The sequence below is a fragment of the Streptomyces sp. NBC_00442 genome, from assembly GCF_036014195.1.
Lineage (GTDB): Bacteria > Actinomycetota > Actinomycetes > Streptomycetales > Streptomycetaceae > Streptomyces.
In genome coordinates, this window is sequence record NZ_CP107918.1 from 4,705,227 (window position 1) to 4,730,714 (window position 25,488).

General features: G+C 71.3%; 18 protein-coding genes. 11 read left to right on the top strand and 7 right to left on the bottom strand.

The window, feature by feature from the left end:
• Window positions 1-4: 4 nt before the first annotated feature.
• The 4 genes from OG432_RS21030 to OG432_RS21045 are packed head-to-tail and all read right to left on the bottom strand — an operon-like array spanning window position 5 to window position 4,098.
• Complete coding sequence (locus tag OG432_RS21030; protein WP_328312502.1) at window positions 5-988, bottom strand: AAA family ATPase; 984 nt, start codon at window positions 986-988, stop codon at window positions 5-7.
• Window positions 985-2,169 carry a DUF4350 domain-containing protein gene (locus tag OG432_RS21035; RefSeq protein WP_328312503.1) on the bottom strand — a complete coding sequence of 395 codons (1,185 nt, stop codon included), beginning with the start codon at window positions 2,167-2,169 and terminating at the stop codon, window positions 985-987. The genes OG432_RS21030 and OG432_RS21035 overlap by 4 nt, the downstream gene beginning before the upstream one ends.
• Window positions 2,166-2,855, bottom strand: coding sequence for a DUF4129 domain-containing protein (locus tag OG432_RS21040; protein WP_328312504.1), 690 nt, complete (start codon window positions 2,853-2,855; stop codon window positions 2,166-2,168). The genes OG432_RS21035 and OG432_RS21040 overlap by 4 nt, the downstream gene beginning before the upstream one ends.
• Window positions 2,856-2,859: 4 nt before the next feature.
• Window positions 2,860-4,098 (bottom strand): glycerophosphoryl diester phosphodiesterase membrane domain-containing protein, encoded by a 1,239-nt coding sequence (locus OG432_RS21045; protein WP_328312505.1) that lies wholly within the window; start codon window positions 4,096-4,098, stop codon window positions 2,860-2,862.
• A gap of 155 nt (window positions 4,099-4,253) precedes the next feature.
• On the opposite strand from OG432_RS21045, the gene mtnA reads away from it, so the two are divergent.
• The 7 genes from mtnA to OG432_RS21080 all read left to right on the top strand — a co-directional run bounded on the left by mtnA (window position 4,254) and on the right by OG432_RS21080 (window position 13,064).
• Complete coding sequence (mtnA, locus tag OG432_RS21050; protein ID WP_328312506.1) at window positions 4,254-5,402, top strand: S-methyl-5-thioribose-1-phosphate isomerase; 1,149 nt, start codon at window positions 4,254-4,256, stop codon at window positions 5,400-5,402.
• 4 nt (window positions 5,403-5,406) lie between these two features.
• The gene (gene mtrA / locus OG432_RS21055) at window positions 5,407-6,096 is read left to right on the top strand and encodes a two-component system response regulator MtrA (protein WP_189389435.1); all 690 of its coding nucleotides are present in this window, start codon (window positions 5,407-5,409) and stop codon (window positions 6,094-6,096) included.
• A gap of 1 nt (window position 6,097) precedes the next feature.
• Entirely contained in the window at window positions 6,098-8,131 is a 2,034-nt protein-coding gene (gene mtrB, locus OG432_RS21060) for an MtrAB system histidine kinase MtrB (protein ID WP_328312507.1), read from the top strand.
• Window positions 8,121-10,043: an LpqB family beta-propeller domain-containing protein gene (locus OG432_RS21065; RefSeq protein ID WP_443058427.1), complete on the top strand. Its 1,923-nt coding sequence runs from the start codon at window positions 8,121-8,123 to the stop codon at window positions 10,041-10,043. The genes mtrB and OG432_RS21065 overlap by 11 nt, the downstream gene beginning before the upstream one ends.
• 181 nt (window positions 10,044-10,224) lie before the next feature.
• Window positions 10,225-11,052, top strand: coding sequence for a ComF family protein (locus OG432_RS21070; RefSeq protein ID WP_328312508.1), 828 nt, complete (start codon window positions 10,225-10,227; stop codon window positions 11,050-11,052).
• Window positions 11,053-11,366: 314 nt separating this feature from the next.
• A complete protein-coding gene (hpf, locus tag OG432_RS21075) occupies window positions 11,367-12,053 on the top strand; it encodes a ribosome hibernation-promoting factor, HPF/YfiA family (protein ID WP_328312509.1) in 687 nt (228 codons plus the stop codon).
• Between the two features lie 252 nt (window positions 12,054-12,305).
• Window positions 12,306-13,064, top strand: coding sequence for a response regulator transcription factor (locus tag OG432_RS21080; protein WP_328312510.1), 759 nt, complete (start codon window positions 12,306-12,308; stop codon window positions 13,062-13,064).
• Here OG432_RS21080 and OG432_RS21085 read toward each other — a convergent pair.
• Window positions 13,057-14,223 (bottom strand): winged helix-turn-helix domain-containing protein, encoded by a 1,167-nt coding sequence (locus OG432_RS21085; protein WP_328312511.1) that lies wholly within the window; start codon window positions 14,221-14,223, stop codon window positions 13,057-13,059. The two genes, OG432_RS21080 and OG432_RS21085, sit on opposite strands and share 8 nt — an antisense overlap.
• Before the next feature lie 72 nt (window positions 14,224-14,295).
• Window positions 14,296-14,889 carry a GNAT family N-acetyltransferase gene (locus tag OG432_RS21090; RefSeq protein WP_328312512.1) on the bottom strand — a complete coding sequence of 198 codons (594 nt, stop codon included), beginning with the start codon at window positions 14,887-14,889 and terminating at the stop codon, window positions 14,296-14,298.
• A 197-nt stretch (window positions 14,890-15,086) separates the two neighbouring features.
• Between OG432_RS21090 and secA the strand changes: the two genes are divergently transcribed.
• The gene (gene secA, locus OG432_RS21095; RefSeq protein ID WP_328312513.1) at window positions 15,087-17,942 is read left to right on the top strand and encodes a preprotein translocase subunit SecA; all 2,856 of its coding nucleotides are present in this window, start codon (window positions 15,087-15,089) and stop codon (window positions 17,940-17,942) included.
• A gap of 67 nt (window positions 17,943-18,009) precedes the next feature.
• Here the strand turns inward: secA and OG432_RS21100 are convergent, their stop codons facing one another.
• Entirely contained in the window at window positions 18,010-18,417 is a 408-nt protein-coding gene (locus tag OG432_RS21100) for an Rv3235 family protein (RefSeq protein WP_328312514.1), read from the bottom strand.
• A 307-nt stretch (window positions 18,418-18,724) separates the two neighbouring features.
• Here OG432_RS21100 and OG432_RS21105 point away from each other — a divergent pair, with 307 nt between their 5' ends.
• The 3 genes from OG432_RS21105 to OG432_RS21115 all read left to right on the top strand — a co-directional run bounded on the left by OG432_RS21105 (window position 18,725) and on the right by OG432_RS21115 (window position 25,456).
• Complete coding sequence (locus OG432_RS21105) at window positions 18,725-19,231, top strand: DUF6912 family protein (protein ID WP_328312515.1); 507 nt, start codon at window positions 18,725-18,727, stop codon at window positions 19,229-19,231.
• A 105-nt stretch (window positions 19,232-19,336) separates the two neighbouring features.
• Window positions 19,337-20,032: an HAD family hydrolase gene (locus tag OG432_RS21110; protein WP_328312516.1), complete on the top strand. Its 696-nt coding sequence runs from the start codon at window positions 19,337-19,339 to the stop codon at window positions 20,030-20,032.
• 432 nt (window positions 20,033-20,464) lie between these two features.
• Window positions 20,465-25,456: an NAD-glutamate dehydrogenase gene (locus OG432_RS21115; protein WP_328312517.1), complete on the top strand. Its 4,992-nt coding sequence runs from the start codon at window positions 20,465-20,467 to the stop codon at window positions 25,454-25,456.
• Window positions 25,457-25,488: the final 32 nt, after the last annotated feature.

Sequence of the window (25,488 nt, forward strand, 5' to 3'; positions counted from 1 at the left end):
CGCCTCAGCGGGGCACGGGGACGTGGGCGAGGACCGAGGTGATGACGGAGTCGGCGGTGACGCCCTCCATCTCGGCCTCGGGGCGAAGTTGGATGCGATGGCGAAGCGTGGGGAGTGCCAAGGCCTTCACATCGTCCGGGATGACGTAGTCCCGGCCGGTGAGCCAGGCCCAGGCACGGGCGGTGGACAGCAGGGCGGTGGCGCCTCGGGGAGAGACACCGAGGCTGAGCGAGGGGGATTCACGCGTGGCACGACAGATATCGACGACGTAGCCGGTGATCTCGGCCGAGACCGAGGTCTTGGCGACGGCGGCACGGGCGGCTTCGAGGTCGGCGGGGCCGGCCACCGGGCGTATGCCCGCTGCTGCGAGATCGCGCGGGTTGAAGCCGCTCGCGTGACGGGAGAGCACGTCTATCTCGTCCTGCCGTGAGGGCAGCGGGACCGTCAACTTCAGCAGGAAGCGGTCCAGTTGTGCCTCGGGCAGCGGGTACGTGCCCTCGTATTCGACCGGGTTCTGTGTGGCGGCCACCAGGAACGGGTCGGGCAGCAGGCGCGGGGTTCCGTCGACCGTGACCTGGCGCTCCTCCATCGCTTCGAGGAGGGAGGACTGGGTCTTGGGCGGGGTGCGGTTGATCTCGTCCGCGAGCAGCAGATTGGTGAAGACCGGACCGGGCTGGAAGGAGAACTCCGAGGTACGGGCGTCGTAGATCAGCGAGCCGGTGACGTCGCTCGGCATGAGATCGGGGGTGAACTGCACGCGCTTGGTGTCGAGTTCGAGGGACGCGGCCAGGGCGCGCACCAAGAGGGTCTTGGCGACGCCGGGCACGCCTTCGAGCAGCACGTGGCCGCGGCAGAGGAGGGCGACGACGAGGCCCGTTACGGCGGAGTCCTGGCCGACCACGGCCTTGGAGATCTCGGCGCGCAGGGCTTCGAGGGAAGCGCGGGCGCTGTCCGGGTTCGCTGCGGTCTCCGGGGTGCGGTCGCTCATGAAGTGCGTACCTCTCTTTCGAGGGCGTCCAGTTCGTCCGCGAGGCGGACAAGTGCGGTGTCGTCGGCCGGTGTCGGGCCGAAGAGCAGGGAAAGGGGGTCACGGCCTGCCGCGGGGAGCCGGGCGGAGACGGCCGGCACGAGGACCTCGCGAGAGTGCGCCGCAGAAGCGGCCACACCGAGGAGGGGAGCAAGCCGGGCGCGGGCGGCCGCACGCAGGGTGTCGGCGGCGCGGTCGCGTGCGTTGGCCTTGCGGTAGAGCCGGGCGCGTCCCTCCGTCGCCTCGGACGCGCGGATGGCGACCGGGAGTTGTTCGGTGACGAGGCGGCCCAGGCGCCGGGCTCGCCAGAGTGCGGCGAGTACGGCGGCGAGGGCCAGTTGGAGGGTGGCCCAGTGCCATCCGGACGGGATCAGATCGAAGAAGGAGCGTCGGCCGCCGTCGGAGGCCGATGTGTCACTCAGCGAGGGGAGGTACCAGACCAGATGCTGACGAGTGCCGAGGAGGTGGAGGGCGAGCGAGGCGTTGCCCTCGTCGTCGAGACGGTGGTTGAAGAGGATGTCGGGGGCACCGAGCAGGACGGTGTCGCCCCGGTCCTGAGCGGGGAGGGTCAGCAGGGTGGGGAGGCCGCCGGCCGGGTAGCAGCCGTCGCTGTTCTCGTCCGGGGCGATGTAGCGGATCCCGCCGGCGTCGGCGCGGCCCGCTAGTTCGGCGGCGGGCTGGGCGCAGCCGGGTTCGCGCGGCTTGACCGGCGTGGGGCTCTCGGAGCGGACGCCGGGGGCGAGGACGCGCAGGGAAGGCGATTCGGGGGCGATGAGGACAGTGCGGCCGCCGGAGTCGGCGGTCGCGCCGCGCAGGCGGCGCTGCTGGCCCTCGGTGAGGAGGTCGGGGACCGTGATCAGGAGGGTGGTGTCGGGGCCGGCCGCGGCTGCCGCCTCGTCGAGCGTGGTCACCACGCGCGTGGAGACGCCCTGGTCCTTGAGGAGTTGGGCGACGGCGCGGCTGCCGTAGTCGTCGGCGGAGCGCGGGTCGAGACTGCCGTGCTGGGAGTCGGAGTGCATCGCGGCGAGTGTGATGCCGCCCGCGATCAGGACGGCGAGGGCGAGCAGCAGCCCGCGGGTGCGGGTCCACAGGTGCAGGGGCGTGGCCGATGCGGAGGTGGGGGCGGCCGTGGTGGTGCTCATCCGGCGGCTCCCTGGGCCGCGTCGCTCAGCGCGGGCTTGGTGCGTTCGAGGTCGAGGTCCAGATCGCGCAGCCGGAGATACGCGCTCTCGTCGGCGGTGCGGCCGCCGTATGCGACGTCGTCGAACGTCCGGGCGGCCGCGCGCAGCCGGTCCGCGTGGCCGGGCAGGGGGCGGCCGGCTTCGGCTGCGGCTTCGTCGGCGGTGCGGCCGGGGCGCGGGTCGAGCAGGGCGCGTTCCTCAAGTGAGCGGACGATGGCGCGCATCCGTTCCTGGACGGCGTCGTTCCAGCGGCGTGCGGCGGCGTGCGTCTCGGCCGTGGCACGGTGGTCGGCGGCGCTTCGCGGGCGGTCGTCGAAGATGGTGCCGCCGGTGGTGAAGGTCCGCTGGGGTGTGCCGAGCCGCCACCACAGGGCGCCGATCAGCGCGAGGACGGCCACCGCGATGACGACGAGGCCGAGCGGGCCGCCGGGGGTGGCTCCGGACGCCGAGTCGAAGAGCGAACCGATCCAGTCCCAGAACTTGTTCAGGGCCCGCTGGAGGAGGCTCGGGTCGTGCTGGTGGTACGCCGGATCGGACAGTTCGCGGCGTGCGGCCTCGCGGGCCGCATCACGCGGAGTGTCCACCGGCGGGCCGCCGGATGCTCCGTTGAGCAGTCGTGCCGTTATGAAGCCCCCCGCTTCGGACACTGCATCAGCTCCCGGGATTCGCGTGGCCGGGGACGCCTGCGGCGCGGGCCAGTTCGAGGTCGAGGGCCTCGCGGCGGATGCGCTGGTCGATGTAGAGCAGAGCGGTGACGCCGCCGACGAGGGAGTAGGTGACCGCCGACGCGATCACACCTCCGAGGCCGGAGATGATCAGGTAGGACCAGCCGAAATCGGGGGTGCTGCCGTTGAGGATGGAGTCGAAGGAGGTGCTGTCCACGGCCATCGCGATGGCCGTGAAGGGCAACGCGATGATCATCGCGACGATCACCGCGAGGAGCCACGCCAGCGCGCTGATGCCGAAGATGCGCCACCAAGAGCCGTTGGTCAGCTTGGCGGAGCGGCGCAGGGACTGGCGGATGCCCTGCCGCTCCAGCATCAGGGCCTGGCCGGCGAAGATGAAGCGGACGTACAGCCAGAGGGTGACGGCACAGGCGGCGAGGCCGCCGAGCGCGGCGAGTGCGGCGCCGCCGCCTCCGCCCAGGAGCACCCCCGGGAGGACACCGACGGCGGTGACCGCGCTGAACATGACGATCAGCAGGCCGAGCAGACCGAACAGGCTCAGCAGCCGCGGGCGCGCCTCGGTCCAGACCTCACCGGAGCTCACCGGGCGCCCCAGTACGGAACGGCTCGCCACCAGGGCGAGCACGGCCGTCGTGAACAGGGTGGCGAACTGGCCGATGATCACGGAAGGCATCAGGGCGAGCAGGCTGGATTGCAGCGAGTCCAGGGCCTGGCTGAGGGCTTCGGGGCCGGTGGCACCCGGGTCGATCGTGGCGGGCTCGGGGAGGAGGAACCGGGTCGCGGCGAGCTGGGCGACCTGGGAGACCACCGCGACGGCCAGCGTCAGGCCGAGGACGGTGCGCCAGTGGGCGCGCGCCGTGGAGACGGCACCGTCGAGGATCTCGCCGACGCCCAGCGGGCGCAGCGGGATGACGCCCGGCTTGGCGGCGGGGAGGCGGCCGTAGTTCTGGTTCCAGTTGCCGCCCGGAGGCTGTCCCGGCACCTGTCCCCAGCCGCCGTGCCCCTGCTGGGGCCCGGCCCAGCCGGGGGGCGGAGGCGACTGGCCGGCGCCGGGAGAGGACCACTGGGCGGCCGGTGGCTGGTCCTGGGACCACTTCGAGGAGGCGTGGGCCCGCTCCGGCGGCTCGGACACCGGGGGTGTGCCGGAGTTGTCGCCGTCGGAAGGGGCAGATCCGGGCGAGGCCCAGCCCGGAGAGTCGTTCACGGTCGTCCACCTCGTGGATTGGTCGCGGGACCGGCCGTGCGAGCCGGTTCCTTCGGGTTGGCTGCCATCGTGCCATGTGGATCCCGGCCATGGTCGGGCCCCTGTATCTCGTTCGCACCTTCATTTGTCGGTGGCTCACGGGGCAGACTGGGCGGATGGCTGATCAGGACGTGCGAACGACCATGGGGCCCGGACCTTCGGGGATACCTTCGCTGCGCTGGGACGAGCCGCCGGAGGGCCCCGTGCTGGTCCTCCTGGACCAGACCCGGCTGCCCACCGAGGAGGTGGAGCTGGTCTGCACGGATGTGCCGGGCCTGGTGCGGGCCATCCAGACACTCGCGGTCCGCGGCGCCCCGCTGCTCGGTCTCGCGGGCGCCTACGGGGTGGCGCTCGCCGCGGCGCGTGGCTACGACGTGGACGAGGCCGCGGTGCACCTCGCCGGGGCGCGGCCCACCGCGGTCAACCTCGGATACGGGGTGCGGTTGGCAGCAGGGGCGTACCGGGCGGCCGTCGAGAAGGGCGCCGAACCGGCGGAGGCCGGGGCGGCGGCGCTGGCCGCGGCCAAGGAGCTGCACAGGTCGGACGCCGAGGGCAGCGTGCGGATGGCCCGGAACGGGCTGGCGCTGCTCGACGAGCTGCTGCCGGGCGGCAGCCATCGCATCCTCACCCACTGCAACACCGGCCGGCTCGTCTCCGGCGGCGAGGGGACGGCGTTCGCGGTGGCGCTGGCCGCGCACCGGGCGGGACGGCTGCGGCGGCTGTGGGTCGACGAGACGAGGCCGCTGCTGCAGGGCGCGCGGCTGACGGCGTACGAGGCGGCGGGCAGCGGAATGGCGTACAGCCTGCTGAGCGACAATGCGGCCGGCTCGCTGTTCGCGGCCGGTGAGGTGGATGCTGTCCTCATCGGAGCCGACCGGATAGCCGCCGACGGCTCGGTGGCGAACAAGGTGGGAAGCTATCCGCTCGCCGTGGTCGCCAAGTACCACCACGTGCCGTTCATCGTGGTCGCACCGGTCACCACGGTGGATCTGCGCACCCCCGACGGCGCTTCGATCGAGGTCGAGCAGCGTCCCGGCCAGGAGGTGACAGAGTTCACTGCCCCGCAGATCCCAGGGGGCGGCTGGGGGTCCGGAACCGGGCTCCCGGTGGCACCGCTGGGGACGCAGGCGTACAACCCCGCCTTCGATGTGACACCGCCGGAACTGGTCACGGCGATCGTCACAGAGGAGGGTGTCCTGTCCCCCGTGACAGGCGGCGGGCTGAGGGAGCTGTGTGCCAGGTCACGCCAGGTAACGATTAGCTAATGGGATGATGACGTTTATGAAGGGACGCGTCCTTGTCGTCGACGACGACACCGCACTGGCCGAGATGCTCGGCATTGTGTTGCGTGGAGAAGGTTTTGAGCCGTCGTTCGTAGCGGATGGCGACAAGGCACTGGCGGCATTCCGTGACGCCAAGCCCGACCTGGTGCTGCTCGATCTCATGCTGCCCGGACGGGACGGCATCGAGGTCTGCAGGCTGATCAGGGCCGAGTCGGGTGTGCCGATCGTCATGCTCACCGCCAAGAGCGACACCGTGGACGTGGTGGTCGGCCTGGAGTCGGGCGCCGACGACTACATCGTGAAGCCGTTCAAGCCGAAGGAGCTGGTCGCCAGGATCCGGGCCCGGCTGCGCAGGTCGGAGGAGCCGGCGCCGGAGCAGCTCGCCATCGGTGACCTGGTCATCGACGTGGCCGGCCACTCGGTGAAGCGGGACGGGCAGTCGATCGCGCTGACCCCGCTGGAGTTCGACCTCCTGGTCGCGCTCGCCCGCAAGCCGTGGCAGGTGTTCACTCGAGAGGTGCTCCTGGAACAGGTCTGGGGCTACCGCCACGCGGCGGACACCCGCCTGGTCAATGTGCATGTCCAGCGGCTTCGCTCGAAGGTCGAGAAGGACCCCGAGCGGCCGGAGATCGTGGTGACCGTCCGTGGCGTCGGTTACAAGGCAGGACCGAGCTGAGATGACCCAAGTGGCTGGGCGCAAGACGTCCTGGGGCGGCCGGTTGCTCCAGGACGGAGCGCCCGGCGGTCCGGTGCTGCGGCTCGTCGTGCGCTGGCTGCGGCGCCCGCTGCTGCCCGCCGCGCGGCTCTGGCGGCGCAACATTCAGCTGAGGGTGGTCGCCACGACCCTGCTGATGTCGGTCGGCGTGGTCGTGCTGCTCGGCTTCGTCGTCATCGGAGCGGTGCGCAACGGCCTTCTCGAAACCAAGGAGAAGGCGGCGGAGAGCCAGTCCGCCGGCGGGTTCGCGGTGGCGAAGGACAAGGTGGGCACGCCCGTCTCGTCCGGCTCCGACGACCCCGCATCGGGCGGGCGCGGCTCCGGCTCCTCGGTGAGCTGGCGCAACGACCTGGTGACCCAGCTCGCCAGCAGCGGCCAGGGCGCCTTCTACGTCGTCGCCCTCGGCTCGGCCTCCTCCGACTCGGCGTCCAGCAACCGCGGGCCGCGCGCCTCCGGGTACGTCGATCCCCGGGCGAGCGTTCCGCAGAGCCTGCGGGACGACGTCGACGCCGGCACCGGCGCGTTCAAGACGTACACCTCGATCAAGTTCACCGATGGCCAGGAGGCCGAACCCGGACTCGTGGTGGGCACCCGGCTCAAGGACGTCGACGGGCAGTCCTACCAGCTGTACTACCTCTTCCCGCTGGCGCAGGAGGAGAAGTCGCTCACGCTGGTCAAGACGACGCTGGCGACCGCCGGGCTGTTCGTCGTGGTGCTGCTCGGGGCGATCGCGTGGCTCGTGGTGCGGCAGGTGGTGACGCCGGTCCGGATGGCGGCCGGCGTGGCCGAGCGCCTGTCCACGGGCGTCCTCAGAGAGCGCATGAAGGTGACCGGTGAGGACGACATCGCCCGGCTCGGCGAGGCCTTCAACAAGATGGCGCAGAACCTCCAGATCAAGATCAACCAGCTGGAGGAGCTGTCGCGGATGCAGCGGCGCTTCGTCTCCGACGTGTCGCACGAGCTGCGCACCCCCCTGACGACCGTGCGGATGGCGGCCGACGTCATCCATGAGGCGCGCGTCGACTTCGACCCCGTCACGGCGCGCTCGGCCGAGCTGCTCGCCGGGCAGCTGGACCGGTTCGAGTCGCTGCTCGCCGACCTCCTGGAGATCAGCCGGTTCGACGCGGGCGCGGCGGCCCTGGAGGCCGAACCGATAGACCTGCGCGAGGTGGTGCGCCGGGTGATCTACGGCGCCGAGCCGCTCGCCGAGCGCAAGGGCACCCGGATACGCGTGTCCGGCGACGAACAGCCCGTGGTGGCCGAGGCCGACGCCCGCCGGGTCGAGCGAGTACTGCGCAACCTGGTCGTCAACGCGGTGGAGCACGGCGAGGGCCGGGACGTCGTGGTGCGCCTCGCGGCGGCGGGCGGCGCCGTCGCCGTCGCCGTGCGGGACTACGGCGTGGGGCTCAAGCCGGGCGAGGCGACCCGGGTGTTCAACCGCTTCTGGCGGGCCGACCCGGCCCGCGCCCGCACCACCGGTGGCACCGGGCTCGGCCTCTCGATCGCCGTCGAGGACGCCCGGCTGCACGGCGGATGGCTGCAGGCCTGGGGCGAGCCCGGCGGCGGATCCCAGTTCCGGCTGACGCTGCCGCGTACCGCCGACGAGCCGTTGCGCGGCTCGCCGATACCGCTGGAACCGGAGGATTCGCGGGCCGCCCGCGAACGCGCCAAGACCGAGGCGGGCGCGGGACAGGCGCAGGGAAACCGGCTGTCCACCGTGCCCACACCGCGCCTCGACCGTTCGACCCTCCCGGTGCCGCCGACGGCCCCGGCGCGCCCGCGCACCACGGGCCCGGCGGCCAGCCCGGCTGGTCTCCCCGGAGGCGGCGGGGCGCGGGTGGTGGCCCGCTTCGGCGACGCGGAACCGGGCGAGCGGCCGGGCGGGGAGCGTGCGGACGACAGGGCGGACGACAGGGCGGACGGCGGGACGGACGACAGGGCGGGCGAGCGGCTCGCGAAAGCCAGTGAGCAGGAGGGATCGGCCCGTGGGCGCTGACCGGGGGAGGGCCCGCGGCAAGCTGCTGGGGCCGGTGGTGGCGCTGGGCTGCGGCTCGCTGCTGGTGTCGGGATGTGCGTCCATGCCGAGCAGCGGCGACGTCCATTCGGTCTCGGCGTCCCAGCGGGCCGACTCGCAGGTGCAGGTGTACGCCGTGCCGCCGCGGCCCGGCGCCGAGCCCAACGAGATAGTCGCCGGCTTCCTCGAAGCGATGACCAGCGATGATCCGCAGTTCGCGATGGCCCGCCAGTACCTGACCGTGAAGGCGGCGAAGGACTGGCAGGCCGACCAGGTCACGGTCCTGGCCGAAGGCCCCGACCCGCAGCCGAACCGGTCGGGGGACCGGGGTGCGGACGCGACCGGCTTCACCTTCACGCTCTCCGGCAAGACCGTCGCGACCGTCGACAAGCAGCGCGCCTACCAGCCGGCCAAGCCGCAGGAGACGTACAGCCAGAGCATCCACCTGGTGCGGCAGAGCGGTCCTGACGGCACCGGCAAGGAGTGGCGCATCGACGCGCTGCCGGAGGGGCTGCTCCTCGGGCAGTCCGACTTCCAGCGCATCTACCGCTCCGTCAACAAGTACTACTTCGCGGCGGGCCAGGACCGCCTGGTCGCGGACCCGGTGTATGTGCGCCAGCGCACCGATCCCGAGACGCAGATGAACCTCATCACGCAGACCGTGCAGTCGGTCCTCGACGGACCGACCAGATGGCTGGAACCCGTCGTCACATCGAAGTTTCCGTCGGGAACGGCGCTGAAGGGCGACACCAAGACCCTGACGTTCGACGACCGCAACGCCCTGAAGATCCCGTTGAACGAGCGGGCCTCCAACGCCGGTGAGGCGCTGTGCAAGCGGATGGCGGCGCAGCTCCTGTTCACGTTGCGGGACCTGACGGCGACCCGGGTCGGCTCGGTGGAGCTCGACCGGGCCAACGGCTCCCAGCTCTGTGTGCTCAGCGGTGACCAGGCCGAGACGTACGCCCCCGACCGGATGTCGACCAGTCCCGGCCAGTACTTCGTGGACGCCGGCGGCCATGTGGAGCGCATGCGCGCCGACGCGGGCTCGGACGGGTCGGGCGGTCCCGCGCACGGGGCGAGCGGCCCGGAGGACGGCTCCGACGATGCGGACGACTCGGTGGTGACGGAGCCGGTGCAGGGCCCGTTCGGCAAGGGCGCGCAGCAGGTGCGTACGGTCGCGGTGTCGCGGGACGAGAAGCGTGCGGCCGGGGTGTCGACGGACGGCAAGTCGCTGTCCGTGGCCCCCCTCACGGCCGGTGGCGAACTGGTGCGTACGGCGGTGACCAGCGCCGACAAGGACGTGAACGGTGGCCTTTCGGCGCCGAGTTGGGACGGTCGCGGCGACTTGTGGGTCGCCGACCGTGATCCGGCCGCGCCGCGGCTGCTGCGCCTCGTGCAGGGCGCGGGGCAGCCCCAGGTGGTCGACGTGGCGGGTCTTGGCGACGGGCGCATCCAGCAGGTGCGCATGTCGGCGGACGGGGTGCGGGCCGCGCTGCTCGTCCTCCAGGGCGGACGTACGACGCTGCAGATCGGCCGGGTCGAGCGCAGTGGCGACGGCGCCGACAGCGTGCTCTCGGTGGTCGGACTGCGGCCCGCCGCGCCCCAGATGGAGGACGTGGCGGCGGTGTCCTGGGCGGGGCGCAGCCGTCTGGTGGTGGTCGGCAAGGAGATCGGCGGGGTGTCGCAGCAGCTGCGCTACGTACAGACGGACGGCTCGACCTCCGCGGCCGGCACCTTGCCGAGCGTCAACAAGGTCACGGACGTCGCCGCCACGGACGACGACCGGATGCCTCTGGTGGCGCACTCGCAGGAGGACGGCATCGTCCGGTTGCCGCCGGGCGCGAACTGGAAGACCGCGGTCAAGAAGGGCTCGGCGCCCGCCTACCCGGGCTGACGGGCCCAACCGGCCCCGCGCGTGGGCCGGTTGCCCGTACGTGAGGGCGGCGCGGCCCTGGCGCGTGCCCCTCGGGGCCCCCGGGGTTGCCCCCCTCAGGTTGTCCGCAGGGCGCCCCGGCTCGGCCCCGGGTTGTCCACAGGGGTGGCCCGTCCCGATTCCCGTTGGCACAGTGGAGGTCATGCGGGGGTGGTGGCGGGAGTTCTCCGGCCTTGTGCTGCCGACCGCCTGCGGCGGCTGCGGCAGGCAGCGTACGGCCCTGTGCGAGCGGTGCCGGGCGGCGCTGCTCGGCGCCAGGGTCCGGCGGGTGCGCCCGGCGCCCGAGCCCGCCGGGCTGCCCACGGTGTTCGCGGCGGCGCGCTACGAGGACGCCGTGCGCGCGGTGCTGCTCGATCACAAGGAGCGGGGCGCCCTCGGTCTTGCCGGGGTGCTCGGGCAGGCGCTCGCGGGCGCGGTGCGGGCGGCCGCGGGGCCCGGCGGGCAGGGGCGGCTCGTGCTGGTCCCGGTGCCGTCGTCGCGGCGCGCGGTGCGCTCGCGGGGGCACGACGCGACCCGCCGGATGGCGTTCGCCGCGGCCGCGGAACTGAGGCGGACGGGGACGGACGCGCGGGTGGCCGCGGTCCTGCGCCAGCGCCACGGGGTGGCCGACCAGACAGGCCTGAGCGCCCCGGAGAGGCTCGCGAACCTCTCCGGAGCCCTGACGGTGGCGGGCGGTGGCGTGGGCCTGCTGACGGGCGGCCAGGTGGTCCTGGTGGACGATCTGATGACCACGGGTGCGTCGCTCGTGGAAGCGGCGCGGGCGGTCCGTGGAGCGGGGGTACGGGAACCCCGTACGGGTTTCCCCGCGCGAGATGGATGCCTCAGGCAGGGAATTGCGGGATTTTCACTGCGGGAACCCGCGCATCATCTGCGGAGAACCGGGGAGGCGCAGAGCGATGCAGGACAACCGCCGCTCGTGGCAGCGGTTGTCGCGGCCACTCCGGAATCGTTCGCGATAAACCGGAACTGACCGAGAATCTGCATCGTTGCAGGTAGTGAGAGGACGGAAACACCTGACTGGGGGTACGTGCCAGTAGCGGGTGCCGACATCGCGTCGGGCGAGCTATGTTCGGTTGTGAGGAATGGCGAAAGCCCGTTCACTTAATGCACGACTGAGCTTCGGCGCGTTTTCACTTACCCCCGACGTGGTGGGGTGGGGATCTTCTCGACGGGGGAGGAGGAGGTGATACGTCACCGAGTCCGAGGCTCCGGCACTCACCGGGGCCTGGTGCAAAAGGGAGCAGCTCCGCGTTGAGGCGGGGCGATCCGGGAACGGAGTTCTGCGTGGACATCGTCGTCAAGGGCCGCAAGACCGAGGTGCCCGAGCGGTTCCGCAAGCACGTGGCCGAGAAGCTGAAGCTGGAGAAGATCCAGAAGCTCGACGGCAAGGTAATCAGCCTCGACGTCGAGGTGTCCAAGGAACACAACCCGCGGCAGGCGGACCGTTCGGACCGAGTGGAGATCACCCTCCACTCGCGGGGGCCGGTCATCCGCGCGGAGGCTGCGGCAGCGGACCCGTACGCGGCGCTCGACCTGGCGACGGGCAAGCTGGAGGCGCGGCTGCGCAAGCAGCACGACAAGCGGTACACGCGCCGCGGCAACGGCCGGCTCTCGGCCGCCGAAGTCGTCGACGCCGTACCGGGTGTGGCGGAGTTGAACGGAAACGGTGAGCTCGTGGCCATGGCCGACGAGCCCGTCCCCACCACCAGGATCGGCTCGCTCGAAGTGCAGGGCGAAGGACCGCTGGTGGTGCGCGAGAAGACGCACACCGCAGCCCCCGTCACGCTCGACCAGGCGCTCTACGAGATGGAGCTGGTCGGGCACGACTTCTATCTGTTCGTCGACGCGGAGACCAAGCAGCCCAGTGTCGTCTACCGGCGACACGCCTACGACTACGGCGTCATCCACCTGGAGACCGACCCGCTCGCCGGCGAGGACGCGGGCGGCGCGGGCGGTGCCCTGGGCGGCTGACCCCGGCCGGCGAAGCGCGCGACCGGAACGGCCGGCCCGCGCGCTGAACGGTCGCGGCCCGCGTGCCGTACCAACGAGTGGTGGTGCCCCTGGAGAGCGCTTGTGCGCCCCCAGGGGCATCATCGTGCGACCACTGGATCACCTTTCTGCGGGCCGGGCATGAAATCATGGCGTCGCACGCCAACCAAAGCTCCCTGGAGCGTGGTTGGTGCAGCACACCAACGCGGGCCACGGCCTTCAGGGGGAGGAACGATGGCGGACAGCTTCGGGCCGGTGCATGACGGTTCCCGTGCCGACAGCCCGAACGGTGGGGAGTTCGAGAACGGCACGGGCCCGGGGGGTTCCCGCAAGGAGCCGATCCGGGTCCTCGTGGTGGACGACCACGCCCTCTTCCGCCGCGGCCTGGAGATCGTGCTGGCCGCCGAGGAGGACATCCAGGTCGTCGGTGAGGCCGGGGACGGCGCGGAGGCGGTGGACAAGGCGGCCGACCTGCTGCCGGACATCGTCCTCATGGATGTGCGGATGCCCCGGCGCGGCGGCATCGAAGCCTGCACCTCCATCAAGGAGGTGGCCCCCAGCGCGAAGATCATCATGTTGACGATCAGCGACGAGGAGGCCGACCTCTACGACGCGATCAAGGCCGGCGCGACCGGCTACCTCCTCAAGGAGATCTCCACCGACGAGGTGGCCACCGCGATCCGGGCGGTCGCCGACGGGCAGTCGCAGATCAGCCCCTCGATGGCCTCCAAGCTGCTCACCGAGTTCAAGTCGATGATCCAGCGCACCGACGAGCGCCGCCTGGTGCCCGCGCCCCGGCTCACCGACCGTGAACTCGAAGTCCTCAAGCTCGTCGCGACGGGGATGAACAACCGCGACATCGCCAAGCAGCTGTTCATCTCCGAGAACACCGTGAAGAACCATGTGCGCAACATCCTGGAGAAGCTCCAGTTGCACTCCAGGATGGAAGCGGTGGTCTACGCGATGCGCGAGAAGATCCTGGAGATCAGGTAGCGAGCGCCGCAGTCAGCGCGGCTGCCTCCTGAGGCGTCCCGGCCCGCTCGATCCGTACGGCGTCGCAGTCCACCCACCGGGCCGCTTCCACCAGGGCCTGGGCCATGGGCAGGACGGCCTTCGGCGAGGCCAGCGAGACCTGCCGCGCGACCAGGGTGCGGCCCTCGCGCGCCGGGTCGACCCGGCCGACCAGCCGGCCGCCGGAGAGCAGCGGCATCGCGAAGTACCCGTGGATCCGCCGGGGTTTGGGGACGTACGCCTCCAGACGGTGGGTGAAGCCGAAGATCCGCTCGGTGCGGGCGCGCTCCCAGACCAGCGAGTCGAACGGCGACAGCAAAGTGGTGCGGTGGCGGCCGCGCGGCGGAGCGGCCAGCGCCTCGGGATCCGCCCAGGCCGGCTTGGACCAGCCCTGCACGGTGACCGGAACGAGCCCGGATTCGGCGACCACCGCGTCGAACTGCTCGCCCTTGATGCGGTGGTAGTCGGCGATGTCCGACCGGGTGCCGACGCCGAGCGACTGCCCGGCGAGCCGCACCAGACGGCGTACGCACTCCGCGTCGTCCAGGTCGTCGTGGAGCAGCGCGTCCGGAATGGCACGCTCCGCAAGGTCGTAGACCCGCTTCCAGCCGCGCCGTTCGGTGCACACCACCTCGCCGTACATCAGCGCGCGCTCGACGGCGACCTTGGAGGCCGACCAGTCCCACCACTCGCCCTTGTTCTTGGCGCCGCCCAAGTCCGTTGCCGTGAGGGGGCCTTCGGCGCGCAGCTGCTTGATCACCTGCTCGTAGGTGCCGTCCGGCAGGTCGTGGTGCCAGTGCGGCCGCGAGCGGTAGGCGCGGCGGCGGAAGGCGAAGTGCGGCCACTCCTCGACGGGCAGGACGCACGCCGCGTGCGACCAGTATTCGAAGGCGTGGCCGCCGCTCCAGTACGCCTCTTCGACGGTGGCACGGCCGACGGCGCCGAGGCGGGCGTAGGCGACGAGTTCGTGCGAGCGGGCGAGCACGGAGATGGTGTCGAGCTGGACGGCGCCGAGATGGCGCAGCACCCCGCGCACCCCGCCCTTGCGGTCGGCCGCGCCCAGGAGGCCCTGCGCGCGCAGGGCGATCCGGCGGGCCTCGTCGGCGGACAGTTCCACGGCGGGAGGCGGCTGGCTGGTCATGCTCCGCACGATAGTGGCCGCCACTGACAGCGCCCCCGGGTGCCGGGGCCGCGCCCGCGCGGCCCGCGTCGCTCACGGCCGCGCGGGCGCCGGCAGATGGGGAAGCGTGGCGGGCAGGCCCAGGTCGGAGGGGAGAAGGGAGCCGATCCAGGCGTCACGGCGGGTGCCCTTGTTGACCAGACCCGCGCGCAAGGTGCCCTCGATGGTGAACCCGGCCCGTTCGGCGACGGCCCGCGAGGCCGTGTTGCCGACCTCGGCCCGCCACTCGAGGCGGTCGATGCCGGCCTGGGTGAACGCCCAGCGGGCGAGCCGAAGCAGGCCCTCCGTCACGAAGCCGTGGCCGCGGTGCTCGGCCACCGCCCAGAAGCCGATCTCGGCGGCGCCCTGGCCGCGCGCCATGACGCCCATGACGGCGAGCAGCGGACCGGGTTCCCGGCCGAGCGCGTTCCTGGGGAAGATCGCGAAGCAGTACTCGGTGCCCGCCTTCCAGGACTGGGGCGCGATCTGTCCGGCGAAGGTCTCGGCGTCGGAGCGCGCGTAGGGGGAGGGGATGGTCGTCCAGCGCTGGATCGCCGGGTCCTGCGCGGCCGCGTGGACCGCGTCGGTGTCCTGGGGGCCGAGCGGACGCAGCAGCAGGCGCTCGGAGGTGAGCGTGACGGGTTCCATCGCCCGATTCTGCGGGGCCCCCGCCCGTCGGGCCATCCCATTTCGTCCTCAGCCCGGCACCTTCGGACAGTCCTGTCCGTTGTCGTAACAGCAGACCTCCCGGCGCGGCCGGGTCCTCGCATACGATGACCGTTGCTGTACCCCTACCCATAGCCACTCGACCGCGCCAGGCCCGACCGGCAAGGAGACCAACCCCCGTGTCCGTCCTCTCAAAGATCATGCGTGCAGGCGAAGGCAAGATCCTGCGCAAGCTGCACCGCATCGCGGACCAGGTCAACTCCATCGAAGAGGACTTCGTCAACCTCTCCGACGCCGAGCTGCGTGCCCTCACCGACGAGTACAAGCAGCGGTACACGGACGGCGAGAGCCTGGACGACCTGCTCCCCGAAGCCTTCGCGACCGTGCGCGAGGCCGCCAAGCGCGTCCTCGGCCAGCGTCACTACGACGTCCAGATGATGGGTGGCGCCGCGCTGCACCTCGGCTATGTCGCCGAGATGAAGACCGGTGAGGGCAAGACCCTCGTCGGCACGCTGCCGGCCTACCTGAACGCGCTGTCCGGCAAGGGCGTCCACCTGATCACGGTGAACGACTACCTGGCCGAGCGCGACTCCGAGATGATGGGCCGGGTGCACAAGTTCCTCGGCCTCGAGGTCGGCTGCATCCTCGCCAACATGTCGCCCGCCGAGCGCCGCGCGCAGTACGCCGCGGACATCACGTACGGCACGAACAACGAGTTCGGCTTCGACTACCTGCGCGACAACATGGCGTGGTCCCAGGACGAGCTCGTCCAGCGCGGCCACAACTTCGCGATCGTCGACGAGGTCGACTCGATCCTGGTCGACGAGGCCCGTACGCCGCTGATCATCTCCGGTCCGGCCGACCAGGCCACCAAGTGGTACGGCGACTTCGCCAAGCTGGTCACGCGCCTGACCAAGGGCGAGGCGGGCAACCCGCTGAAGGGCATCGAGGAGACCGGCGACTACGAGGTCGACGAGAAGAAGCGCACCGTCGCCATCCACGAGCCGGGCGTCGCCAAGGTCGAGGACTGGCTGGGCATCGACAACCTCTACGAGTCGGTGAACACCCCGCTCGTCGGTTACCTGAACAACGCCATCAAGGCGAAGGAACTGTTCAAGAACGACAAGGACTACGTCGTCATCGACGGCGAAGTCATGATCGTCGACGAGCACACCGGCCGTATCCTCGCCGGCCGCCGCTACAACGAGGGCATGCACCAGGCGATCGAGGCGAAGGAAGGGGTGGACATCAAGGACGAGAACCAGACGCTCGCCACGATCACCCTGCAGAACTTCTTCCGCCTCTACAAGCGGCACGACCAGGAGGGCAAGGAAGAGCCGGGCCTGTCCGGCATGACCGGTACGGCGATGACCGAGGCCGCGGAGTTCCACCAGATCTACAAGCTGGGCGTCGTGCCGATCCCGACCAACCGGCCCATGGTCCGCAAGGACCAGTCCGACCTGATCTACCGCACCGAGGTCGCCAAGTTCGAGGCGGTCGTCGACGACATCGCCGAGAAGCACGAGAAGGGCCAGCCGATCCTGGTCGGCACCACCTCGGTCGAGAAGTCCGAGTACCTCTCGCAGCAGCTCTCCAAGCGCGGCATCCAGCACGAGGTGCTCAACGCCAAGCAGCACGACCGTGAGGCGACCATCGTCGCCCAGGCCGGCCGCAAGGGCGCCGTGACCGTCGCCACCAACATGGCCGGCCGAGGCACCGACATCAAGCTCGGCGGCAACCCGGACGACCTCGCCGAGGCCGAGCTGCGCCAGGCGGGCCTCGACCCGGTGGAGCACGTCGAGGAGTGGGCCGCGGCGCTGCCCGCCGCCCTGGAGAAGGCCGAGCAGGCCGTCAAGGCCGAGTTCGAAGAGGTCAAGGACCTCGGCGGCCTGTACGTGCTCGGTACCGAGCGCCACGAGTCGCGGCGCATCGACAACCAGCTGCGCGGCCGTTCCGGCCGTCAGGGCGACCCGGGTGAGTCCCGCTTCTACCTGTCGCTCGGCGACGACCTGATGCGCCTGTTCAAGGCCCAGATGGTCGAGCGCGTCATGGCGATGGCGAACGTGCCGGACGACGTGCCGATCGAGAACAAGATGGTGACGCGGGCGATCGCGTCCGCCCAGTCGCAGGTCGAGCAGCAGAACTTCGAGACCCGCAAGAACGTCCTCAAGTACGACGAGGTGCTCAACCGCCAGCGCGAGGTCATCTACGGCGAGCGCCGCCGCGTCCTGGAGGGCGAGGACCTGCACGAGCAGGTCAGGCACTTCATGGACGACACGATCGACGCCTACATCCAGGCCGAGACCGTCGAGGGCTTCGCCGAGGAGTGGGACCTGGACCGGCTGTGGGGCGCCTTCAAGCAGCTCTACCCGGTGAAGGTCACCGTGGAGGAGCTGGAGGAAGCGGCGGGCGACCGGGCGGGCATCACGGCCGAGTTCATCGCCGAGTCCGTCAAGGACGACATCTACGAGCAGTACGCCTCCCGTGAGGAGCAGCTCGGCTCCGACATCATGCGCGAGCTGGAGCGGCGCGTGGTCCTCTCGGTCCTCGACCGCAAGTGGCGCGAGCACCTCTACGAGATGGACTACCTCCAGGAGGGCATCGGCCTGCGGGCCATGGCGCAGAAGGACCCGCTGGTCGAGTACCAGCGCGAGGGCTTCGACATGTTCAACGCCATGATGGAGGGCATCAAGGAGGAGTCGGTCGGCTACCTGTTCAACCTGGAGGTCCAGGTCGAGCAGCAGGTCGAGGAGGTCCCGGTCGCGGACGCCGCGCCCGCCGACGCCCCCTCGCTCACCAAGGAGGACACCATCCCGGCCGCGCGTCCGGAGATCCGCGCCAAGGGCCTCGACGCCCCGCAGCGCCCGGACCGGCTGCACTTCTCGGCGCCGACGGTGGACGGCGAGGGCGGCATCGTCGAGGGCGACTTCGACAACGGTGACGACGACCCGGCCCGCTCCGAGGGTGACGGCCTGACCCGCGCCGAGCGCCGCAAGGCGCAGAAGACGACGGGCGGCCGCCGCCGCAAGAAGTAGCGGACGCTACGTCGTCGAGGGGTATGTCGTCGAGGGGCCCGGCACCGGGAAGGTGCCGGGCCCCTCGCTATGCCGGGACGCGTTCGCCGCCCAGCTCCACCGCGGCGCACCGCCAGCGCAGGTCGGCGCCCCGCTCCAGCCGGAAGGCCATGGCCCGCACCTGCTCGCCCGCCGCGATGCAGGCGGCCGCCTCGACGATCCCGCGGTCCAGCGGGGCCGCGCGGCAGGACCGCACGACGGGCCGGGCGCCGCGGGTGCGGAAGGGGGTGCGCGGGGCGAGCCGCACCAGCTGCTCGTACGCCTCGCCGACGGTCAGGCCCAGCATCCAGTGCACCGGCCGCTCGCCGCTGAGCACCGCGAGCAGTTTCTGCGCGAACAGCTCGTGCGGGGTCAGCCGCTGGGGCCTTCGGCTCCCGGTGCCGCCGGGCCTGCGCTGATCGTCGCGTCCCGCCGGCCCGGTCGTGGTCCTGCTCATGGCTGCCGCCCCCTTCGATACCAGTGGGTCAATACCAGTGGGTCAATACCAGTGGGTAACCTCTGTTGGGGATCTTGTACGGGGACGGCGGCGGCGGCCGCAAGGAGCGTGCCCGGGGTGGGCGAGGGCGTACGGGTTCACCTATCCGGATGAGTGGTCCGCGCGTCATCCCAGGTGGAGGCGGGTGCGGTCGGCTCCGGAGGGGAGCGGCGCCGAGGAGGCACCGGCAGCTCGAAGGGGGACTCCCGCGCGTATCCTGAAGCCCGTCTCCCGACCCGATGAGACGACGAGAAGAGAGCGGTCTGTCATGCGCGTGTACGTACCCCTGACCATCTCCGGTCTCGCGACGGCGCACGGTGCCGGAGAGCTCGGCCCCGGGCCGCTCACCGCCTACGCCGTCACACCGGGCCTGCGCGAGTGGTACGTCTCGGACGACATCGAGGAGCTGGAGTACGCGGCGCTCAGCCGGGCCGCGGCCGCCTCGCTGCGCCTGCTCGCCGGCGAGCCCGGCACGGTCAGGCGCCGCGTCGTGATCGCAGCCGACGTGCCGGACGACGCCGCGACCGCCGACCCGGACAGCGCCCTGGACGCGAGCTCGCTCGGCGAGGTCAGGATCGCTTCCGCCGTGGCACTGGCCAAGGCGGCCGCCGTGCACGTGGACGCCGAGGACGCCGTGGCCGACGTGACGGCCGCGGCGGACGCCCTCGGCGCCGCCGACCACGGCGACGACGACGCCCAGTTCACGGTGGACGGGGCCGAGGACCACGAGCTGCTGTGGTTCGGGGTGCAGGAGATCCCCAACCTGATCGCCTGACCCCTGTCTCCCCCCTGTCTCCCCCTGCCTCGGCCATCCGCGGCCCTGACCAGGCGGTATACCGGCCCGCGGTCGATTGTCAGTCGGGGTGGGTACCGTTTGGGCATGGGGAACGGCAGGCAGGAAACGGGGAAGCGCCCGGCGCATCTCGTCTGGGACTGGAACGGCACGCTGCTCGACGACATCGCGACGGTCATCGAGGCGACCAACGCCGCGTTCGCGCAGCTCGGCATCGCGCCGATCACGCTGGAGCGCTACCGCGACCTGTACTGCGTGCCGATCCCCCGGTTCTACCAGCGGCTGATGGGCCGGCTGCCCACGGACGCCGAGTGGCTGGTCATGGACGCGGCCTTCCACGAGCAGTACTGGTCGCGGGCCGACGGCTGCGGGCTCACCGAGGGCGCCGCGGAGCTGCTCGCCGGACGCCGGGCGGCCGGTCTCGGCCAGTCGCTGCTGTCCATGGCCCCCCACGAACACCTGGTGCCGATCGTGCGCCGGCACGGCATCACCGAACACTTCCTGCGGGTGGACGGACGCACCGGGCCCTCGCACGGCAGCAAGGCCGAGCACATGGTGCGTCACCTGACCGCGCTGCGCGCGGCCGATCCCCAGATATCCGGCGAGCGGCTCGTCGTGATCGGGGACGCGGTGGACGACGCGGTGGCCGCGGCCGCGGTGGGCGCACGGGCCGTGCTGTTCACCGGCGGCTCGCACAGCCGGACCAGCCTCGCGGCCGCCGGGGTCCCCGTCGTCGACACCCTCGCGGAGGCGGTGGCGGTCGCCGAGGAACTCGTGGGCTGAGAAGCCTCGGGCTCGTGGGCCCGGCAGCCTCCGACCGGCCGGCCCGACACGGTGTGCCACCCGGGGGGCCGGCGGCCGGATCGTGCCGCCACACCGCCTCTGTCCAGAGTGTCCAACTACGGGCCCGGCTTTTGTACACAAGAGGCTCATGACGAGCCGGGGTGCAGGAGCGATAGCCTTGTCCCGTGATCAGCGCGATATGTCGCGGAGGCACTGCCGCCTCTGCCCTGCGCCCGGAGCGCCACGGCGTCCGGGCAGTCGCTGATTGCCTCCACCCGGAATCAAGGCCCGAGGCCACAAAATTGGCCGGTATGCGCCCGGGTATCTCTCATCGCGGCATAGCGTCGACACCGACCGGACACCCCGCGTCGTGGCGTTGCGTCGCTTCTTTCCCCTACGTCACGCAACGGCGCGCGACAGGAGCCAGAGGACATGCAGACCAAGCTGGACGAAGCCAAGGCCGAGCTGCTCGCACGGGCGGCCCGGGTAGCTGAGAACAGCCCGGCCGGGGGGCCCGGAGCCCTGGGGGACACCCCCAGGAGCGACCGGGCGGCCACGACCGAGGCCACGAGCGAGGAAGGTCCCGACCAGGGCGTCCTCCTCGGATACCTCCAGCGCTACTACCTGCACACCGCACCCGAGGACCTCGCCGACCGCGACCCGGTCGATGTCTTCGGCGCGGCGCTCTCCCACTACCGCCTCGCGGAGAACCGGCCACAGGGCACCGCCAACGTCCGGGTGCACACCCCGACCGTCGAGGAGAACGGCTGGACCTGCAGCCACTCCGTGGTCGAGGTCGTCACCGACGACATGCCCTTCCTGGTCGACTCGGTCACCAACGAGCTGTCCCGGCAGAGCCGCGGCATCCACGTGGTGATCCACCCGCAGGTCGTCGTGCGCCGTGACGTGACCGGCAAGCTCATCGAGGTGCTCGACACCGCGGCCCTGACCGCCGAGCTGCCGCACGACGCGCTCACCGAGTCCTGGATCCACGTCGAGATCGACCGCGAGACGGACCGGGCCGACCTGAAGCAGATCACCGCCGATCTGCTGCGCGTCCTGTCCGACGTGCGGGAGGCCGTCGAGGACTGGGAGAAGATGCGCGACGCCGCGCTGCGCATCGCCGACGAGCTGCCCAAGGAGCCGAAGGCCGGCGACCTCCTCGACGAGGACATCGACGAGGCCCGCGAGCTGCTGCGCTGGCTGTCCACCGACCACTTCACCTTCCTCGGCTACCGCGAGTACCAGCTCACCGACGACGACTCGCTGTCCGCCGTACCCGGCACCGGCCTCGGCATCCTGCGCTCCGACCCCAAGCACGGCGAGGACGACGCCCACCCCGTCTCCCCGTCCTTCAGCCGGCTGCCCGCCGACGCCCGCGCCAAGGCCCGCGAGCACAAGCTGCTCGTGCTGACCAAGGCCAACAGCCGCGCCACCGTGCACCGCCCGTCCTACCTCGACTACGTCGGCGTGAAGAAGTTCGACGAGCAGGGCAACGTGATCGGCGAGCGCCGCTTCCTCGGCCTGTTCTCCTCGGCCGCGTACACCGAGTCGGTGCGCCGGGTTCCCGTGGTGCGCCGCAAGGTCCAGGAGGTCCTCAAGGGCGCGGGCTTCTCGCCCAACAGCCACGACGGCCGCGACCTGCTCCAGATCATGGAGACCTACCCGCGCGACGAGCTGTTCCAGACCCCCGCCGACCAGCTGCGCTCCATCGTGACGTCCGTCCTGTACCTCCAGGAGCGCCGCCGGCTGCGGCTCTACCTGCGCCAGGACGAGTACGGCCGCTACTACTCGGCGCTGATCTACCTGCCGCGCGACCGCTACACCACGGGCGTGCGGCTGCGGCTGATCGACATCCTCAAGGAGGAGCTCGGCGGCACCAGCGTCGACTTCACCGCCTGGAACACCGAGTCGATCCTGTCCCGGCTCCACTTCGTGGTCCGCGTCCCGGCCGGCACCGAGCTCACCGCGCTCACCGACGCCGACTCCGAGCGCATCGAGACCCGCCTGGTCGAGGCCGCCCGCTCCTGGGCCGACGGCTTCTCCGACGCGCTGAACGCCGAGTGCGGCGAGGAGCGCGCCGCCGAGCTGCTGCGCCGCTACGGGCACGCGTTCCCCGAGGGCTACAAGGCCGACCACTCGCCGCGCGCGGCCGTCGCCGACCTCGTCCACCTGGAGCAACTCACCCACGGGCGCCGCGACTTCGCGCTCTCCCTGTACGAGCCGGTCGGCGCAGCCCCCGGCGAGCGCCGCTTCAAGATCTACCGGATCGGCGAGCAGGTCTCGCTGTCCGCGGTGCTCCCGGTGCTCCAGCGCCTGGGCGTCGAGGTCACCGACGAGCGCCCCTACGAGCTGCGCTGCGCCGACCGTACGCACGCCTGGATCTACGACTTCGGCCTGCGCATGCCGAAGCGGACCAACGGCGCCGGCGACTACCTGGCCGACGACGCCCGCGAGCGCTTCCAGGAGGCCTTCTCCGCCACCTGGACCGGCGCCGCCGAGAACGACGGCTTCAACTCCCTGGTGCTGCGCGCCGGCCTCAACTGGCGCCAGGCGATGGTGCTCCGCGCCTACGCCAAGTACCTGCGCCAGGCCGGCTCCACCTTCAGCCAGGACTACATGGAGGACACCCTCCGCGACAACGTCCACACCACCCGGCTGCTGGTCTCGCTCTTCGAGGCGCGGCTCTCGCCGGAGCGCCAGAAGGCCGGCACCGAGCTCATCGACGGCCTGCTGGAAGAGCTCGACGGCGCCCTCGACCAGGTCGCGAGCCTGGACGAGGACCGCATCCTGCGCTCCTTCCTCACCGTCATCAAGGCGACGCTGCGGACCAACTACTGGCAGAAGAACGCGGAGGGCAACCCCCACGCGTACGTCTCGATGAAGTTCGACCCGCAGGCGATCCCCGATCTGCCCGCCCCCCGCCCGCAGTTCGAGATCTGGGTGTACTCGCCGCGCGTCGAGGGCGTCCACCTGCGCTTCGGCAAGGTCGCCCGAGGCGGCCTGCGCTGGTCCGACCGGCGTGAGGACTTCCGTACCGAGATCCTCGGCCTGGTCAAGGCGCAGATGGTGAAGAACACCGTCATCGTGCCGGTCGGCGCCAAGGGCGGCTTCGTCGCCAAGCAGCTGCCCGACCCGTCCGTGGACCGCGACGCGTGGCTGGCGGAGGGCATCGCCAGCTACAAGATGTTCATCTCGGCGCTGCTCGACATCACCGACAACCTGGTCGCGGGCGAGGTCGTCCCGCCGGCCGACGTGGTCCGCCACGACGAGGACGACACCTACCTGGTGGTCGCCGCCGACAAGGGCACCGCGACGTTCTCGGACATCGCCAACGACGTGGCGATCAGCTACGACTTCTGGCTCGGCGACGCCTTCGCCTCCGGCGGCTCCGCCGGATACGACCACAAGGGCATGGGCATCACCGCCCGCGGCGCCTGGGAGTCCGTCAAGCGGCACTTCCGCGAGCTGGGCCACGACAGCCAGAGCGAGGACTTCACGGTCGTCGGCGTCGGCGACATGTCGGGCGACGTGTTCGGCAACGGCATGCTGCTCTCCGAGCACATCCGCTTGGTCGCCGCCTTCGACCACCGCCACATCTTCATCGACCCGAAGCCCGACGCGGCCACCTCCTACGCCGAGCGCCGCCGCCTGTTCGACCTGCCGCGCTCCAGCTGGGCCGACTACGACACGAAGCTGCTCTCGGCGGGTGGCGGCATCCACCCCCGCACCGCCAAGTCGATCCCGCTGAACGCCCACGTCCGTGAGGCCCTCGGCATCCCGGCCGGCATCACGAAGCTGACCCCGGCCGACCTGATGCAGGCCATCCTCAAGGCCCCGGTCGACCTGCTGTGGAACGGCGGCATCGGTACGTACGTGAAGTCCTCGGCGGAGTCCAACACGGACGTCGGCGACAAGGCCAACGACGCGATCCGCGTCAACGGCGAGGACCTGCGGGTCAAGGTCGTCGGCGAGGGCGGCAATCTGGGCCTGACCCAGCTCGGCCGCATCGAGTTCGACCGCAAGGGCGGCCCCGACGGCGAGGGCGGCAAGGTCAACACCGACGCCATCGACAACAGCGCGGGCGTGGACACCTCCGACCACGAGGTGAACATCAAGATCCTGCTCAACGGGCTCGTCACCGACGGCGACATGACCGTCAAGCAGCGCAACAAGATCCTCGCGGCGATGACCGACGAGGTCGGCCACCTGGTGCTGCGCAACAACTACGCGCAGAACGTGGCGCTGGCCAACGCGGTCGCGCAGTCGCCCTCGCTGCTCCACGCCCACCAGCGGTTCATGCGCCGCCTGGGCCGCGACGGCCACCTCGACCGGGCCCTGGAGTTCCTGCCCAACGACCGCCAGATCCGCGAGCTGCTCAACAGCGGCAAGGGGCTCAGCCAGCCCGAGCTCGCCGTGCTCCTCGCGTACACCAAGATCACGGTGGCGGACGAGCTGATCCACACGGACCTGCCGGACGCCCCCTACCTCGCCAAGCTGCTGCACGCCTACTTCCCCGAGCAGCTCCGCGAGAAGTTCACCGAGGCCGTCGACGGGCACGCGCTGCGCCGCGAGATCATCACCACGGTGCTGGTCAACGACACCGTCAACATCGGTGGTTCGACCTTCCTGCACCGGCTCCGCGAGGAGACCGGGGCCTCCCTTGAGGAGATCGTGCGGGCGCATGTCGCGGCCCGCGAGATCTTCGGCGTGAACAAGGTGTGGGACGCCGTCGAGGCGCTCGACAACAAGGTCGACGCCGACGTCCAGACGCGCATCCGGCTGCACTCGCGCCGCCTGGTGGAGCGCGGCACCCGCTGGCTGCTCAACAACCGGCCGCAGCCGCTCCAGATGGCCGAGACGATCGAGGACTTCTCGGCCGGCGTGGCCCAGGTGTGGGACGCGCTCGCGGGTCTGCTCAAGGGCGCCGACACGGAGTGGCACCAGAGCATCCTGGACGAGCTGACCGGCGCGGGCGTGCCGGAGGAGCTCGCGCGGCGGGTCGCCGGGTTCTCCTCGGCCTTCCCGGCGCTCGACATCGTGGCCATCGCGGCCCGCACCGGCAAGGAGCCGCTCGAGGTCGCCGAGGTCTACTACGACCTGGCCGACCGGCTGCGGATCACCCAGCTGCTCGACCGGATCATCGAGCTGCCGCGGGCCGACCGCTGGCAGTCGATGGCCCGCGCCGCCATCCGCGAGGACCTGTTCGCGGCCCACGCCGGGCTGACGCAGGACGTGCTGTCGGCCGGCAATGGCGCGGGCTCTCCGGAGGAGCGCTTCAAGGAGTGGGAGGAGAAGAACGCGGCGATCCTTGGGCGTGCGCGCACGACCCTGGAGGAGATCCAGTCCTCCGACGCGTTCGACCTGGCCAACCTCTCGGTCGCCATGCGCACCATGCGGACGCTGCTGCGCACGCACGTCTGAGCATCCGCACGCGGCTCGCTCTCCGCGCGCCG

Excerpts from the sequence above, each read along its gene's own strand:
- OG432_RS21030 (WP_328312502.1), bottom strand. The coding sequence starts at position 988 with ATGAGCGACCGCACCCCGGAGACCGCAGCGAACCCGGACAGCGCCCGC.
- OG432_RS21035 (WP_328312503.1), bottom strand. The coding sequence starts at position 2,169 with ATGAGCACCACCACGGCCGCCCCCACCTCCGCATCGGCCACGCCCCTG.
- mtnA (WP_328312506.1), top strand. The coding sequence starts at position 4,254 with ATGGCTGATCAGGACGTGCGAACGACCATGGGGCCCGGACCTTCGGGG.
- mtrA (WP_189389435.1), top strand. The coding sequence starts at position 5,407 with ATGATGACGTTTATGAAGGGACGCGTCCTTGTCGTCGACGACGACACC.
- mtrB (WP_328312507.1), top strand. The coding sequence starts at position 6,098 with ATGACCCAAGTGGCTGGGCGCAAGACGTCCTGGGGCGGCCGGTTGCTC.
- OG432_RS21070 (WP_328312508.1), top strand. The coding sequence starts at position 10,225 with ATGCGGGGGTGGTGGCGGGAGTTCTCCGGCCTTGTGCTGCCGACCGCC.
- OG432_RS21080 (WP_328312510.1), top strand. The coding sequence starts at position 12,306 with ATGGCGGACAGCTTCGGGCCGGTGCATGACGGTTCCCGTGCCGACAGC.
- OG432_RS21085 (WP_328312511.1), bottom strand. The coding sequence starts at position 14,223 with ATGACCAGCCAGCCGCCTCCCGCCGTGGAACTGTCCGCCGACGAGGCC.
- OG432_RS21090 (WP_328312512.1), bottom strand. The coding sequence starts at position 14,889 with ATGGAACCCGTCACGCTCACCTCCGAGCGCCTGCTGCTGCGTCCGCTC.
- OG432_RS21100 (WP_328312514.1), bottom strand. The coding sequence starts at position 18,417 with ATGAGCAGGACCACGACCGGGCCGGCGGGACGCGACGATCAGCGCAGG.
- OG432_RS21105 (WP_328312515.1), top strand. The coding sequence starts at position 18,725 with ATGCGCGTGTACGTACCCCTGACCATCTCCGGTCTCGCGACGGCGCAC.
- OG432_RS21110 (WP_328312516.1), top strand. The coding sequence starts at position 19,337 with ATGGGGAACGGCAGGCAGGAAACGGGGAAGCGCCCGGCGCATCTCGTC.
- OG432_RS21115 (WP_328312517.1), top strand. The coding sequence starts at position 20,465 with ATGCAGACCAAGCTGGACGAAGCCAAGGCCGAGCTGCTCGCACGGGCG.